The following is a 16,264-nucleotide window of genomic DNA, read 5'->3' as shown; positions in this document are numbered from 1 at the left end:
GCCACCCTCTTTAACTATAATTTTTTTATTTGTTATATTGGCCTCTCCAAACTATTTCTTTATACTTCTCTGGATCTGTATCTCCTTCTGTACTAAATAGTAATACTTTTGAATTTTCATCTAATTCTAATGATTCTTTTAAGTCCTTATGTTTATCGTTTTTCATTATTTCATAAAGTAATCCTGACGTAACAGCACCTGACTCCCCAGAAATAACCTTCTTATCTCCTCTTAATGGATTTCCAAGTATTCTCATACCATTTGCTGCAACATAATCTGGAGATGAAACAAATGTATCAGAGTACTCTTTTAAAACTTTCCAACCAATTGTATTTGCTTCTCCACAAGCTAATCCAGCCATTATTGTTTGCATATCTCCGCCTACAGCTATTAAATTTCCATCATTAGCTTTTGCTGATTTATATAAACAATCTGCCAAATTTGATTCTACTATTACTGTTTTTGGACAATTTTCCTTAAATACAGAAGCAAAAAAACCTTGAATTGCACCTGCTAAAGAACCTACACCAGCTTGTATAAATATATGAGTTGGTCTTTCAACTCCATACTCAGCTAATTGATTTAATGCTTCAAGTCCCATAGTTCCATAGCCTTGCATTATCCAAGCTGGAATTTCTTCGTATCCTTCCCATGCAGTATCTTGTATAACTATACCATTATTTTCACTTGCATATTTTGCTGCAAGTCTTACTGCATCATCATAATTCATGTCAGTTATAGAGGCCTCTGCTCCTTCTTTTCTTATATTTTCTAATCTTGTTTTTGATGATCCTTTTGGCATATAAACTACTGATTTTTGTTTTAGTTTATTTGCAGTCCAAGCAACTCCTCTTCCATGATTTCCATCTGTAGCTGTTACAAATGTAATTTCTCCAAGTTCTTCTCTTAACTCTGGTGAAATTAACTTTTCATATGGTAATTCAGATATATCTTTATTTAATTTTTGTGCCATGTATTTTGCCATAGCCAAAGAACCACCTAGCACTTTAAAAGCATTTAATCCAAATCTATACGATTCATCTTTTATATAAATACCACCTAATCCTATATCCTTGCTTAAATTTTCTAAATTAACTAATGGTGTTTCCTTATATTGAGGAAAACTTTTATGAAATTCCCTAGCTTTAGTTATTTCCTCTTTATTTAAGAAATCTAGTAAATTTTCATTATTAGTTTTAGGTAGTTCATTTTTTTTCCACATTATATTTTCCATTATTTCCCCTCCATTTAACTATGTTTTAAATATGTGTTCATATGTGTACTAGGTCAGATTACCCGATCCAGCTCGCTTATACATATATAAACACTCTCCTAAAACATAGAATTCCATTTACATCTGATAAAACTACTGAGTTATTTATATTTAGATCTTGCTAATACTTTATTCTAGTACCAGTCTTTCCAGTTATACCATCCTTTGCTTTTTCAAGAAGAGTAATCAATGAATATCTATCTTCTTTTGATGAAGCAAACTCTATTCCAGCTTCTACCTTTGGTTTCATTGAACCTGGTGCAAAATGACCTTCTTCCAAATACTTTTTCATATCATTTACACTAACGTCATCTAACCATTGTTCATTTTCTTTACCAAAATTTATAGCAACTTTTTCAACAGCAGTTAAAATAATTAAGCAATCTGCATCAAGTTCCTTAGCAAGTGTACAACTTGCAAAATCTTTATCAATTACAGCTCCTATGCCATTTAAGTGATTTCCTTCTTTTACAACAGGAATTCCCCCTCCACCGCAAGCAATTACAACTTGTCCATCTTTTATTAAATTCTTTATAGTTCCGATTTCAACGATACCAATAGGTTTTGGTGAAGCAACTACTCTCCTGTAACCCCTACCAGAATCTTCAATTATATTTTCTCCATTCTTAATAGCTAGTTCTGCTTCTTCTTTTGTCATAAAGCTTCCTATTGGTTTAGTTGGATTTTTAAAAGCCTCGTCTTTTGAATCTACTTCAACTTGTGTAATAATAGTTGCTACATTTTTATTTATATTTCTATTTAACAGCTCTTCCTTAATTTGATTCTGTAAATCATATCCTATATATCCTTGACTCATAGCTACACAAACTGACATAGGACAAATAGAGTACTTTGGATCTAATTTATGAAGTTCACTCATGGCTACATTTATCATTCCAACTTGAGGACCATTTCCATGAGAAATAACAACTTCATTTCCATCTTCAATTAAATCTGCTATTGCTTTAGCAGTAGTATTTACAGCATTCATCTGTTCTTTTAATGTATTTCCTAACGCATTTCCACCTAATGCGATTACAATTTTCTTTTTCATATTTCTCACCTCAATATCTATGTTTTAGAACAACGTGGCTAACTCCACGCTTTGTTAGTTAAAAGTGGATAGATGAGAGTTGAGAGTTTTGGTCAAAAGTCTTATTGACTTTCTAAAATAATGTATTTTAAAATTCCATATTAGAATTTTTTCCTTCACTCTCAATTCTCAACTTTCAATTCTCAACTAATATTTGCTTAAACCTATTCAACGTGACGTGATTTATTTTTTTCCACTAATTTTGTTAAAGTCTCTTGTGGATTTTTAACTTTACTTAAGAAAATCATAGCAGCTATAATATATGGCTTAAAGCTTGCTTCTTTATATAGTGATTTTCTATATCTATCAAATACACTAGCATCAACTTCACCAACTTCACAGCTTACCCCTGTGATATCTGCTGGTAAACAATGCATGTATATAGCCTTACCATCTTTAGTAAGCTTCATTAATTCCTCAGTACATTGCCAATCAACATGTTCTGCATTTTGTTTTAGTAATTCTTTTTCTAGTTCATCAATACCAACTTGATCTCCTTTTGCATATAAATCTGTTCTTTTTTCCATTGCAACATAAGGAGCCCAACTCTTTGGATATACTATATCAGCATCTTTAAATGCTTCTTCCATAGAATTTGTCTTTGTAAATGATCCACCTGATTCTTTTGCATTTTTCTTTGCAACTTCTTCAACTTCACTCATAACTTCATAACCTTCTGGGTGAGCTAATACTACATCCATTCCAAATCTAGTTAATAATCCAATAATACCTTGTGGAACTGAAAGTGGCTTACCATATGATGGTGAATAAGCCCAAGTCATAGCAACTTTTTTACCTTTTAAGTTTTCAACACCACCAAGTTCATTTATTAAATGAAGTGTATCTGCCATTGCTTGTGTTGGATGGTCTATATCACATTGTAAGTTAACAAGAGTTGGTCTTTGTTCTAATGTTCCATTTTCATTTCCTTCTTGAACATACTCTGAAACATTTTTCATGTAGGTATGTCCTTTTCCTATAAACATATCATCACGAATACCAATAACATCAGCCATAAATGAAATCATATTAGCAGTTTCTTTTACTGTTTCTCCATGAGCTACTTGTGATTTACCTTCATCTAAATCTTGTACCTCAAGACCTAAAAGATTACATGCAGATGCAAAACTAAATCTTGTTCTTGTTGAATTATCTCTAAATAATGAAATTCCAAGTCCACTATCAAATATCTTTGGAGATATGTTATTTTCTCTTAAATTTCTTAAAGCTTCTGCTATTGTAAAAACAGCCTCAAGCTCATCATTACTTTTATCCCAAGTTAGCATAAAATCATTTTCATGCATGTTCTCAAAATTTAATGTATTTAATTTATCAATATATTTATCCATTATACTCATTGTAAATCCTCCAATATTTCTTTTTCTCTATTTCTTTATCTATCTATCTTCTTATCTTTATTTATTTCTGCAATAAATTGTTGGTACTGCAACATATACAGCAGCGCATTTTACTAAATCAGCCTTCCAAGTCTTTTCATTTGGAGCATGTGCTTCTTCTTCTTTTCCTGGTCCAAATCCTATACATGGGATTCCATATCTACCCATTATTGATACTCCATTAGTTGAGAATGTCCATTTATCTACTAGTGGTTTTCCATACATTCCTTCATAAGCTTCAACCATTGATTTAGTTGCTGGTGCATCTTCTGGTATTACCCAAGTTGGAAAATAACAGTCTGTCGGATATACAAGGTTTGTCCAACTCGGTCTTTCATATTTATACATAGTTACTTTTGCATTATATTTTTTAGCAAATGGAAGATTTCTTACCTCTTCTAATGCTGATTCAAAAGTTTCACCATCAGTTAATCTACGATCTAAAGAAATTGCACACATATCTGCTACTGCACAACGAGATGGTGAATTATAGAATACTTCTGAAACGGTTACAGTTCCTTTACCTAAAAATTCATCATAGTGTAAATTATCATTTAATACTCTAACTTCTTGTAATATGTCTGCCATTTTATAAATTGCATTATCTCCACGTTCCGGAGCAGAACCATGGCAAGATACACCCTTAACCTCAACTCTTATTTCCATACGACCACGTTGGCCCCTATAGATATTTCCATTAGTTGGTTCAGTTATTACAACGAATTCTGGTTTTACCTTATCTTCATTATGAATATATTGCCAACATAATCCATCACAATCTTCTTCTTGTACTGTACCAGTCACTAAAACTGTATACTTATCAGATAAAAGATTTAAATCCTTCATTATTTTTGCTCCATAAGTAGCAGATACTATTCCACCTAATTGATCTGATGCTCCACGACCACCTATTTCTTCTTCAGTTTCATATCCCTTATAAGGATCAAATGTCCAGTTACTTATTTCACCTATTCCAACAGTATCTATATGAGCATCATAGGCAATTAAAGTTTCACCGGTTCCCATATATCCTAAAACATTTCCCATATTATCGATTTCAACTTTGTCAAATCCTAGTTTTTTCATTTCTTGTGATATTCTTTTTATCACTAACTCCTCATTAGCACTTTCTCCTGGGATAGCAATTAAATCCCTTAAAAATTTTGTCATATCTGCTTCATAAGCCTTTGCTCTTACCTTAATGTTTTCAAAATCCATAGTTATTCCCCCGCCTTTTTATGAAAATATTATTTTATATCATTGGTTTTATGATGATTTTATTTACATTTCATCACTAACTATTACTTTAGCAATTACCTTGCCAAAACTGAAAAGCATTTCTTTGATTTTTTATGAAAAATCCTACCTCCACCTTGCCTAACAGCATTGCTTTAAGCACTTATTTTATTTCTAAATTATATAATTATCATTTTGATAATTATTTTTATCAAAATAATAAGAAAGATAAAAAAATAACAGACCAATATACTTATATAGTGTATCTGTTAAATTCTGTAACATACCTAGTTTTGAGCTTATTTTACCTAACTTAAGTTGACATAATAAAATATAATTTATCATTATGATAAATTATATTTTATTCTTCTAACTTTCTATAAAGAGTGGCTATTCCTATGCCTAATTTTTTTGCCACTTTCATTTTACTTTTAGTTGAGTTTCCATACTTTCCCAAAGCTTTTTTAATATATATCTTTTCAATTTCCTTTAATGTCATTATGTCATCATCCATACATATTTCATCATTTCTATTTTTAAGTTCCTCATTATAACTTTGTACAAATGATATTGGTAACATAGATTTTTCAAGTAATCCATTTTCCCCTGATAAACTCACCATAAATTCTACTATATTTTCTAATTCCCTTATATTTCCTGGCCAACTATAATCCTTAAATATTTTAATTAATTCTCTATCTATAGTATGTATATATTTATTGCATCTTATATTGTATTTTTCTATTAACATTTTAGTTATTAATACAACATCCTCTCCCCTGTCTTTTAAACTTGGTACTTCGATAGGAATTATATTTAATCTATAATATAAATCCGCTCTAAATTTACCTTCATCAACTAATTTTTTTAAGTTTTTATTTGTAGCTGCTATTACTCTTATATTTAAATTTATTAACTTATTAGAACCTATTTTCACAATTGTTTTTTCTTGTAACACTCTTAGAATTTTTACTTGAAGATATAATGGCATATCACCTATTTCATCTAAAAAAATCACTCCATTATTAGCAAGTTCAAACTTTCCTATTCTTCCACCAGAACTTGCTCCTGAAAATGCACCTTTAACATATCCAAAAAGTTCACTTTCTAATAAATTTTCTGGAATAGCTCCACAGTTTATAGCTATAAATGGCATGTTTTTTCTATTACCTTCAGAATGTACTGACCTGGCTACCAGCTCTTTCCCGGTGCCACTTTCTCCTGTAATTAAGATTGTAGCGTCAGTGTACGAGACCTTTTTTATTTTCTTTTTAAGTTCTACTATATTATCTGCTTGGCCAATTATTGAATCACAGTTAATACTATTATTTTTCAACTCTTCTTCAATAGTAATTAATTCTTTAAAAATAATTATTTTGTTACAATCTTTATTATTAATACAGTTTTTCACTACTTTTCCTATAATTTTAAATTTTTCATTTTCAATATTGAAATTATAAATACCTCCTTTAGGAGTATATTCATCTGTTTCTTCTATAGTAATTCTCTTACCTACAATACTAGGCTTAACTTTCAATAGCTTTAATGAATTATTATTTGCTGTTATAATCTCATCTTTTATATCTACAGTTATAATACCATCATCTATGGAATTTACTATTTCTTTAAAAAAATTAATACTGTTCTCATTTTCAAATATTTGATTTTGTTCTATTACTTTAATTGAAATAAATTCAGCTATTTGCTCTAAAAACGTAATCATAATAGGTAGATTATTTTTTAATTTTTCCTTTTGATCTTCATTAGAACATACTAAACCTATTACTCCAAATGTAGTTTCTTCATATTTAATAGGTACACATATTTCCATAAATTCATTGCAGTTTCCTCTTTTTTTACATTCATCACATAGTGTATCTTTTCCTGGATTTTCTATAACTAATGTTTTTCCTGTATCTAAAGCTTTCTTATATACATACCCTTGATCTCTTATGTTTTCTCCAATTCTTTTTTCGTATATTCCTGTTGCAGCAACTCTTACTAATTTATCATCAACTATTTCTACATCAATTGTTAACAAATTTGATAATAATACCGAATATTTATTTATTATTTCTTTTATATCAACTAAATTTATTTTCATCTTATAACCCACCTATTATATTATAAATTTGTTTTTAATTTGTTGTTTTTCTTATCGTTTTTAATTTTAAATACTTTACTATTATACCATATAGCACCATGATAACTCTAAGCATATCAATCTGTTTTTTATCCTTAATATAGTATTAATTGTTTATACTATATTAATATAAGAAAAGCCTCGGTCTTACTTTGTTAATTATAATTTTATATACAATAAAAATAGCTAATGGATTTGAAATATAATTTCTTAAATCCACTAGCTATTTCTTGCTATATTTATTATTTATATTCTGTTATTCAGTAACACTTTTTTCATTTTGAGCTATTATCAGCAAAATGTTGGCAAAATCATAATTTTAAACTTAATTATTTTCTATTGTTTCTTTTGAATTATTCTTTATTTCCTTTTCGGAATTATCTATAAGTTCATCTTTTAAATTATCTTCTATTACTTCTTCATCCATTGTTGTCTCTTTTTGCAATTCTTCTGTACTATCTATTATTTTTTCTTTTAACTTATCTTCTTCCATTTCTTTTAATTCTTCTTTTATTGTTGATTCATCTGATGTTATTTCTTTTGGTAATTCTTCGGTCATTTCTTTTGTTACTTCTTCTATTGTTTCTTTTGGCACTTCTTCAATTCCATCTCTCAATTCATCGATTTCTATTTCTTTAGCTTTATCCATGCTCGGTCCTATTGGATTCATACCATTAAATGTTATATTTCTAACTCCTGAGAAGCATAATCCAATCATTCCTTGAATTGCAACAGTTGCTCCTGGTTCAATGCTTTGCCAATCACCTGATTTTATTGTAACTGTTTTAAAATCTCCATTATCCTTTAAAGAATATGTTCCTCCCCATGAAGATTTATATAATGCTGATTTAGGTAAATCAAATGATACATTCCATCCACCATCTATTTTTTTATCAGTACAATTTTTTATTTTTATATCATAAGTATAATTAGGATGATCATATTTTCCACTTAAACTTACCTCAACATTTACTGGTTCTAATGAACTAGTGCTATCATCATATGTCTCTTTACAATTCCCAATATTTTTTAACCCATTGCTTAACAGTTTAGTTAATGTATCTCCGAATGTATATTTACCTTCATTTATTTTATTAGATCCTTCTACGTAATTAGGATTTAATCCATAATCACCATTCATTACCCAAATTAAGGCTCCACCAAGATTTTTATTTTTTATATACTTAACTCTTTCATCAATAGATTTTTCGTTTTCAAAAGATAAAAAAACGCTTTCTTCACTTTGCCAAACATGTGGTACCTTTTCAACATCATCCCAATATAATTTTAAATTAGGATCTTGTTCCATAAGATTTAATACATGCCATAATGGATTAGCACCTGCTGGTTCTAATTCTCCATCATTGTCTAAATCATCACCCCAAATATTATATTTTCCTGATGCTGGTGTCCTACTTGAACCATGAAGTCCATTTTGTCCACCTTGAACGTTTTCCCATCCTCTTGTATAATATGGAATACCCATGATTATTTTTTCTGATGGTAACACACCTCTATAGAATCTGTATGCCCAATCCATGCAAAGTGTAGGCATTATTTGTGATGCTGTCTCTCTATCTGCTTGATCTGGATAAATACCGGCTAAATTTTCAACATATTCATTCCATCCACCATGATAATCATAAGACATTACACTTAGAAAATCTAAATATTTAGCATATGTGTTATCATTAACTCCTCCAAGAACCCAAGGAGATGCAGTAACAGCTGCTGATAAAATATAATCTTTATTATATTTTTCAGATGCTTCATCTATCTTTTCTCTTAATGTTTTCATTAATATATTATATCTTTCATTTAAGTTCGATCTTCTAGGTTCTGATAAATCAAAATCTGCTGGATTTCCTGATTGACTTGTAGATGATGGATATTCAAAGTCAATATCTATCCCATCAAAATTATATTTTCTTATAAAATCAACACATGAATCTGCAAAAGTATTTATTCCTTCATCTGTATCTAGCATTGTATAAAAGCCACGTGATCCTGCCCATCCTCCTACAGACATTAACAATTTAACATTAGGATAATTTTTTTTCATAGTTTGTAATACATTAAAGTGACCTTTATATGGTAGCGTAGGATCAAGGTCTATTTTTTTCCCTTTATAAGATAAATCATAATTAGCAAAGTCTTCTTCTAATGCTGCATATTTATCACCTAATTTTATTTTATTTGTAGATGGATCTACTAATCCAAATGAGTATTGAATATGGGTTAATGAATCCCATTGTAAATCAGTTACATTAAAATATCCCTGAACTTCACTTTTATAAGCCCACTCTGGAAAATATCCTATTATTTTCCTCTTCAAATCTTTCTTACTGCTTTGCCTTACTACTTTTTTTTGATCTTTATTTGTGATTGTTTTTGCATGTGTTGGTATTCCTAAAAAGGATAATGACATTGTAGTTACAACTAATCCAGCTAAAAGTTTCTTTAATCTCATAACTTTCATTTTTTGATTCCCCCTATCTTATTTTTATTTACACCTATCACTATACATATGTATTTTTTCAAAACAAATTACATTTTAAGCAAAATAGTATATTGTATTTTTATAAAAATTATATAATATTACCATTTTAAATTATTATTTTATTAATTATTAGTGATAAATACTATTTTTTTGTTTATATATGAAACTATTTATACAGTATTAATATATTATTTTCTTGTTTTGATAAATTAAATAAAAAAGTAAAAAATATCTCTAAATAACATTTAAAATTATTTAGAGATATTTTTATACTTATATCTTCTTATTATTTATTAACTTTCTATATATATGTTCTAATAAAGCTTCTACATTTTAATGCATAGCCTATCTATTATTTGTGTAGAACTTTATTTATTGTTTCAATGAATTTTTGTACAGCAACTCTAACTTTAAATATACTTTTGTTTAATGGTCCAATTTTTTCTTTATATATGAAGGATTCGGCCGTTTTTTGTATAAAAAACAATGTCCCCCTTAATTTCGTGCTAAAATTGAATCTCTAAACAAGCAAAATAACTACGAAAGGTGGTCATTGTCATTGATTCAATTATAACTTATTTACTTTTATATAATCGATACTTAGTTAAAACTATTTATGAATTGTTACTATTCATTTGGGAATATATACCACTTAAACATAACTCTTTCTTTAAATTGAAAAGTAATGACACCAGCTATCTATTTCACAACAAAAATTTTCCTATTTATTTCATTTCTTGTATTACTTTTTTTACTATTGGAAGTACATAACCACTTCCACCCTTTCCTTTTACATCTTCTACAAATGTAGTTACTAAGATATTATTATCTTTGTTTGTTGTGGTTGCTACTACCCATCCTATTTCAGTCCCACTTTCATCATCTTGAGCTAACTTTATCTCAGCAGTACCTGTTTTAGCTGCAATATTAATTTCTTGCTCGAACAGTGCATGTGCAGTTCCATTTGGTTTACTTACAACACTATGTAAATCATTTAATATAATTTCTGCAGTTTGCCTTGATATAACATTATTCTTCCAAACACCTTTTTCAGAGTTTTCTTTGTATTCTAAATACGGCTTTAAAATATTTCCATCATTAGTGAACATTGTATACATCATAGAAAGTTGTAATGGATTCATTAAAATATCACCTTGTCCATATCCACTATCAGCAAGTAATATCTCATTATCAATCATACCTTTTGATGAAGATTGAGATACAGAAACCCCATATTCAAATGGTATTTTTTCACCAATACCAAATTCTTTAAGTTTTTTTCCAAAATTCTCTGACCCTATATCTAATGCAACTCTAGCAAAATATATGTTATCAGAAAATATTAAAGCATTTTCTAAATTAGAAGGTAATCCATAATCATGTACCCTTGTCACCTTATATCCTCCCCATGAATCGTCCTTTTGCCATTTTAGTCCCACTATTCCCTTATCATAATTAGGATCAAGTACATTTGACTCTATGCCAATAGCTGCTGTAATAGGTTTAAATGCCGATCCAGGAGTTATATTACTCTGAAATCTATTATATAATGGCTTGTTTTCATTTGTATTTAAATCATTCCATTTATCAGTAGACATTCCAATAACGAAATCATTTGGATTATATGATGGTGTACTTACAAGTGTTAAAACTTCTCCAGTATAAGGATTTATACTTACAGTTGCACCCTTATTATCTTCTAAAGCATCATATGCAGTTTGTTGAATATTACTGTCTATGGTTAATTTTATATCCTCTCCATTTTTAACTTCCCTATTATAAATCACTTTAATCTCATTTGAATTTTTATCAACTACATTTATTTTAATTCCATCAATACCTCTTAATCTATCCTCATATATTGCTTCTAGTCCAGACTTACCTATTACTGATGAAGCAGAATAATTTTTATCACTATTTTTTTCTAAATCTTCTGCTGTAACATTTTGAATATATCCAATTAAATGTGCTGCCTTTTCTGCTAAAGGATAAACTCTTGACGGCTTGTCTTTTATAGCTATTCCTGGAAGCTTCGATACTTTATTAACTATATCACTACTATAAGGAATCACTTTAATTGGTACAAACATGTATGGTTTAACATATGACTGACTTAATTGTTTCTCTATGTACTCACTAGATATTTCTAATTCCTTTGATATCTCATTTATTGATTCTTTTTGATTTTCTCCAAACTCTTCAATAACAATTCCTATTTCAGCTACATCATCATCAGTCGCAAGTTTAATATTATTTCTATCTAGAATATCACCTCGTCTGGAATCTGTTATTTGAACTTTAACTTTGTAGTCATTATTAAGTTCAGGAAAAATTAAATTTGAAGACCAATTTACTTTAATCTCATCACGAATTCTGTTTATATCCATTGTATTATTAAAATTTAGATTTCCTGCAATAGTGTTCATATTACATTGAAATGTTGTTAAGATATCACTACCATCTACTTTCACTTTTATACTATCTATCGTGATATTTTTAGCCCCTATTCCTTCATAAATATTTTTATTTCTTTCTATGAAGTCCTCTTTAGATATTTCATTTTTACTTTCATCAGATAACTTATCATACATTAAATCATACTTTTTCTCATTTAATAATTGAAAATATTCCTGTACTAAGTTTTCACTTTGTTTTACATTTATACTATTTGCTTTCATAGATGCAAATATAAATGCTGCTACTACTAAAATACCTATACCTATTAATGAAAAAATAAATAGTTTCTTTATTTTATTCTCCAATAAAAACTACTCCTCCTTTAATATATTTCATTTTAAAACTTCTATATAAATAAAATTTTGATAACAATATATAGCAAATTAATAATATTATATAATAAAGATATAAATTAGAAAATAAAAAAGCTTAAACATTCTCTCATATGTTTAAGCTCTATTCAATCATTTTAAGCAACTGATACTATACTAATAACATTCCTTCTAAATATGAATACTTCAAATATTCTGGAAATAATATCAAAAATGCCAACATCTTAATTGATGTCGGCAAAATGTTGGCAAATAGCCTATTTAAATAGTATTTATTCTTTTTATAAATGAACACATTACTCCGTTAACTACGTAATGCGGGCTTTCATACTAAATTCAATCTTTGCTACGCTTGATTTCATTAAGTATTCAATGCCTATTACTTGATTAGCTTAACTATAGTTTCAGCGTGAGGTGTGTTCGGGAACATGTCTTTCACTTGTGTTTGAATTATTTTATAACCTCTTTCAATTAATACTTTAAGGTCTGTTACTAAAGTCTTTGGATTACATGAAACATATATTATTTCTGGTGCATTAAATTTTATTACGTAATCTAAAGCTTTAGGATGGACCCCACTTCTTGGCGGATCTAATATTATTATATCTGGTTTATCTTTTACCGTTTTTATTATTTCCGCTACATCTCCTGCCAAGAATTCGCAGTTATTTAATCCATTTAATTTAGCATTTTCTTTTGCTGCTTCAACTGCTTCCTCTATAAGTTCTATACCTACAACTTTTTTAGCATTAGGAGCAACTATTTGACCTATTGTTCCTGTTCCACAGTAAAGATCAAATACAACTTTATTTTCTGAACTTCCCATAAAATCTCTAACTAATGAATAAAGGCTTTCTGCACCCTTTGTGTTAGTTTGGAAGAATGAGAATGGTGAAATTTTGAAATTAAGTCCTAATAATTTTTCTTGTATATAATCTCTTCCATATAATACATTTACCTTTTCTGGTATTACTGCATCTGAGAATGAATTATTTTCAGTGTGAAGCACTGATACCAATGTACCCTTATAGTCTTGAGATTTTAGTAATTCAACATAGTCACTTAAATCAAAATCTATTTGAGTAGTTGTAACAAGATTCACTAATACTTCACCTGTATTTTGAGCTTTTCTTATTACAAGATGTCTTAAATATCCTTCTCTTTTCATAACTCTATAATATGGTAAGTCTTGCTTTCCAAAATAATCTGCAGTTAATCTTATTATTCTTCTATAGTCTTCATCAACTATTTTACAATGATCAACTGTCATTATTCCAAAAGATTTACCTCTCATATGCATTCCAATTGAAAGATCTCCACCTTTTTCTTCATCACCAAATGTGAATTCCATCTTATTTCTATATTCCCATTGTTCTGAGCTTCCAAGTACCCCTAAAAACTCGCCAGTAGTTACATCAGCTTCTTTGAATAAATCTTTTATTTCATCTTCTAAAACTTGTAACTGCTTTTCATAAGATAATGTTTGAGATGAACATCCTCCACAAAATCCAAAATGAGGACATATCGCATCTATTTCATAATCTGCTCTTTCCTCTACACCTGTTAATTTTAATTCAGCGTATTCTTTTCTATTCTTTTTAACTCTACCAGTTACTACCTGACCTGGATATGTGTTTTTCACATATACTGGCTTATCTTCTAAATATCCTATCCCTGTCGATGGAAATTGTGTTTTTTCGATTTTAACCTTTACTTCGCTTCCTCTTTTCATATATGTTCTCCTATAATTACTTTATATTAATAATTCTTTTTCCTATGCTTTTACTTAATTTAGTTTTATCCATTAATGGCATATATAATGCATTTACTATAAAATAGAATATAATTAAAATTCCTATTGGCATAGATACCTTATATCCCATAAATCCTATAATAAAATCAAATATAATTAATGCTATTCCTGAAATAGAAATTGTAACCAACTGATCTATAACACTCGCAAATATTTTTTTTAGCAATGATGGGTTTTCTTCTTCTTCATTACTATTATTTTCATTTGTCTCTCCCATTAACAATTCTTTTGTTTCATTGTTAGTTTCTTCTTTCGCTTTTGTGTCATTCAATATAGTCTCTTCTTTTTCATTAATATTATTTTCTTCTTTACTCAAGGTATTTTCCCCCTTATTAATTATATTAATTATTATTTTCTAAAGTTGGATTTGGATTTTTAAAATCATACATTTTAGTGCTTAATTTATATACTATATAATTTTTATTAAATCTTATTTCTTCCTTTAATCCATCTATTGAATTCTCTATAACGCCTTCAGCTTTTTCACTTTTTAATCCATCTATTATTTGTTTATTTATTTCTGAATAATCTCTGCTACTTTGTCCTGTAAATGCAGCTATGTATTTACTAAAAGATGTATTTCCTAAATCAAAATTTCCTGATTTTATTACTTCTGCACTATCAAAATTTAAACTTAACTTTAATTCGATTTCTCCTGATGATAAATCTTCTCCAAATACTTTCATTCCAAAATACATACTTTCTATTTTGTTTGGATCTGGTTTTTCATTATCAAAGTATATTGAATTAACACTTATCGTGCTTCCATCATTTTCTTTTACTACATCTTCCTTAGAATACTTCATTCCAAGTTCTTCTGTTACTTTTTCCATTTTAGATAAATAGTCTTTAAAATATCCTTTTGTTTTTTCTAAACTATAATCTTCTGCCCACGATCCTTGTAAATTTTCGTCTGAATTCTTTACTTCAGTTGCAGTACTAGCATTATTCTTGTCTTTTGCTTTATTACTATCTATACTAATGCATCCAATTAATGATATTGTAATCATCGAAGTCATTATTATAGTGCAAATTTTTTTGGACATTAAAAATCCCCCTAGTTTTTATTTTTGATTATATTTATATAAATTTATATTATATTTTTGAATTAATACTACTTATTAGAATACCACAATACAATAAATTATTGTATCATTATTATATTTCAAATATGTGTCAATCGCAAAAATATAACAACTATTTTTAAATATATAATGCATTTATATTCTAAACATCTATCTGGTCTTTTAGCTTTTCAAAACTTTTTTCACCAATTCCATCAATATTTTTAATATCTTCTACTGAATTAAATGCGCCTATGTTTTCTCTATATTCTATTATTCTTTTGGCTTTTGCTTCGCCTATTCCATTAATATTTTTTAATTCTTCAAGTTGTGCACAATTTATATTTATTTTTCCAATATTATTAGATGTAGTAACAGTATTTTGTGAATAACTCACATTATCTTTAACTTCATTTTTATTATTTATATATATTAATTCATGATTTTTAAGCTTTTGAGCTCTATTTATATTTGATATATCTGCCTCTTCTGTTAATCCACCAGCTATTTCAATAACATCTTTAACTATACTCTCATCATTTAATTCATATACATCAGGGCTTTTTACTTCTCCCTTTATTTCAACTACTATATTTTTATCTTTTAATTTTTCTATTTTTGCATCTTCATCACTATCTTGACTCTCTTCTTCAACAAAAATTGAAGTATTATCGTTCTTTACTAATTTGTCTTTTCCACTTTTCATATATGTAAATAAACATGCTATCAGCATTATAATTAAAATTGCTATTATTCCAATTTTTTTATTAGCTTTATTAATCACATTGAAAACCTCCTTTAGTTTTTAATATTTCTTAAACTAATATTTACATTTTAGTATAATAATAAGTTTATTATTAAATTTATCAACAGTATTCCATCCATTTATTTAAATTATATACATAATAATGCAATTTTATTATCAAAATTCATATTTTTATAGCATAATATATTTT

11 protein-coding genes are annotated in these 16,264 nt (G+C 28.2%); all 11 read right to left on the bottom strand.

The features are described from left to right. Positions 1–25: 25 nt before the first annotated feature. The gene (gene dpaL / locus RYM86_RS05475) at positions 26–1,234 is read right to left on the bottom strand and encodes a diaminopropionate ammonia-lyase (RefSeq protein WP_315078463.1); all 1,209 of its coding nucleotides are present in this window, start codon (positions 1,232–1,234) and stop codon (positions 26–28) included. Positions 1,235–1,394: 160 nt separating this feature from the next. Further along, on the bottom strand, positions 1,395–2,327 hold the full coding sequence (arcC, locus tag RYM86_RS05470; protein ID WP_315078461.1) for a carbamate kinase: 933 nt from the start codon (positions 2,325–2,327) through the stop codon (positions 1,395–1,397). A 203-nt stretch (positions 2,328–2,530) separates the two neighbouring features. After that, positions 2,531–3,724 carry a knotted carbamoyltransferase YgeW gene (gene ygeW / locus RYM86_RS05465; RefSeq protein WP_315078458.1) on the bottom strand — a complete coding sequence of 398 codons (1,194 nt, stop codon included), beginning with the start codon at positions 3,722–3,724 and terminating at the stop codon, positions 2,531–2,533. Between the two features lie 57 nt (positions 3,725–3,781). Beyond that, positions 3,782–4,981, bottom strand: coding sequence for a YgeY family selenium metabolism-linked hydrolase (locus RYM86_RS05460; protein ID WP_315078456.1), 1,200 nt, complete (start codon positions 4,979–4,981; stop codon positions 3,782–3,784). 379 nt (positions 4,982–5,360) lie between these two features. Further along, positions 5,361–7,103 (bottom strand): sigma 54-interacting transcriptional regulator, encoded by a 1,743-nt coding sequence (locus RYM86_RS05455; protein WP_315078454.1) that lies wholly within the window; start codon positions 7,101–7,103, stop codon positions 5,361–5,363. Positions 7,104–7,467: 364 nt separating this feature from the next. Then, on the bottom strand, positions 7,468–9,621 hold the full coding sequence (locus RYM86_RS05450) for a glycosyl hydrolase family 18 protein (RefSeq protein WP_315078453.1): 2,154 nt from the start codon (positions 9,619–9,621) through the stop codon (positions 7,468–7,470). A 746-nt stretch (positions 9,622–10,367) separates the two neighbouring features. Next, entirely contained in the window at positions 10,368–12,404 is a 2,037-nt protein-coding gene (locus RYM86_RS05445; RefSeq protein WP_315078451.1) for a penicillin-binding transpeptidase domain-containing protein, read from the bottom strand. 406 nt (positions 12,405–12,810) lie between these two features. Beyond that, complete coding sequence (gene rlmD, locus RYM86_RS05440; protein ID WP_315078449.1) at positions 12,811–14,163, bottom strand: 23S rRNA (uracil(1939)-C(5))-methyltransferase RlmD; 1,353 nt, start codon at positions 14,161–14,163, stop codon at positions 12,811–12,813. 16 nt (positions 14,164–14,179) lie between these two features. Beyond that, positions 14,180–14,560 (bottom strand): RDD family protein, encoded by a 381-nt coding sequence (locus tag RYM86_RS05435; RefSeq protein WP_315078447.1) that lies wholly within the window; start codon positions 14,558–14,560, stop codon positions 14,180–14,182. Positions 14,561–14,585: 25 nt separating this feature from the next. After that, positions 14,586–15,290: a hypothetical protein gene (locus RYM86_RS05430; RefSeq protein ID WP_315078446.1), complete on the bottom strand. Its 705-nt coding sequence runs from the start codon at positions 15,288–15,290 to the stop codon at positions 14,586–14,588. Between the two features lie 181 nt (positions 15,291–15,471). After that, positions 15,472–16,092 carry a helix-hairpin-helix domain-containing protein gene (locus tag RYM86_RS05425; protein ID WP_315078445.1) on the bottom strand — a complete coding sequence of 207 codons (621 nt, stop codon included), beginning with the start codon at positions 16,090–16,092 and terminating at the stop codon, positions 15,472–15,474. Positions 16,093–16,264: the final 172 nt, after the last annotated feature.

The organism is uncultured Clostridium sp., assembly GCF_963527835.1.
Classification (GTDB): Bacteria; Bacillota; Clostridia; order Clostridiales; family Clostridiaceae; genus Clostridium.
The sequence above is the reverse complement of the archived record's forward strand: the minus strand, read 5'-3'. Positions and strand labels throughout refer to the sequence as shown.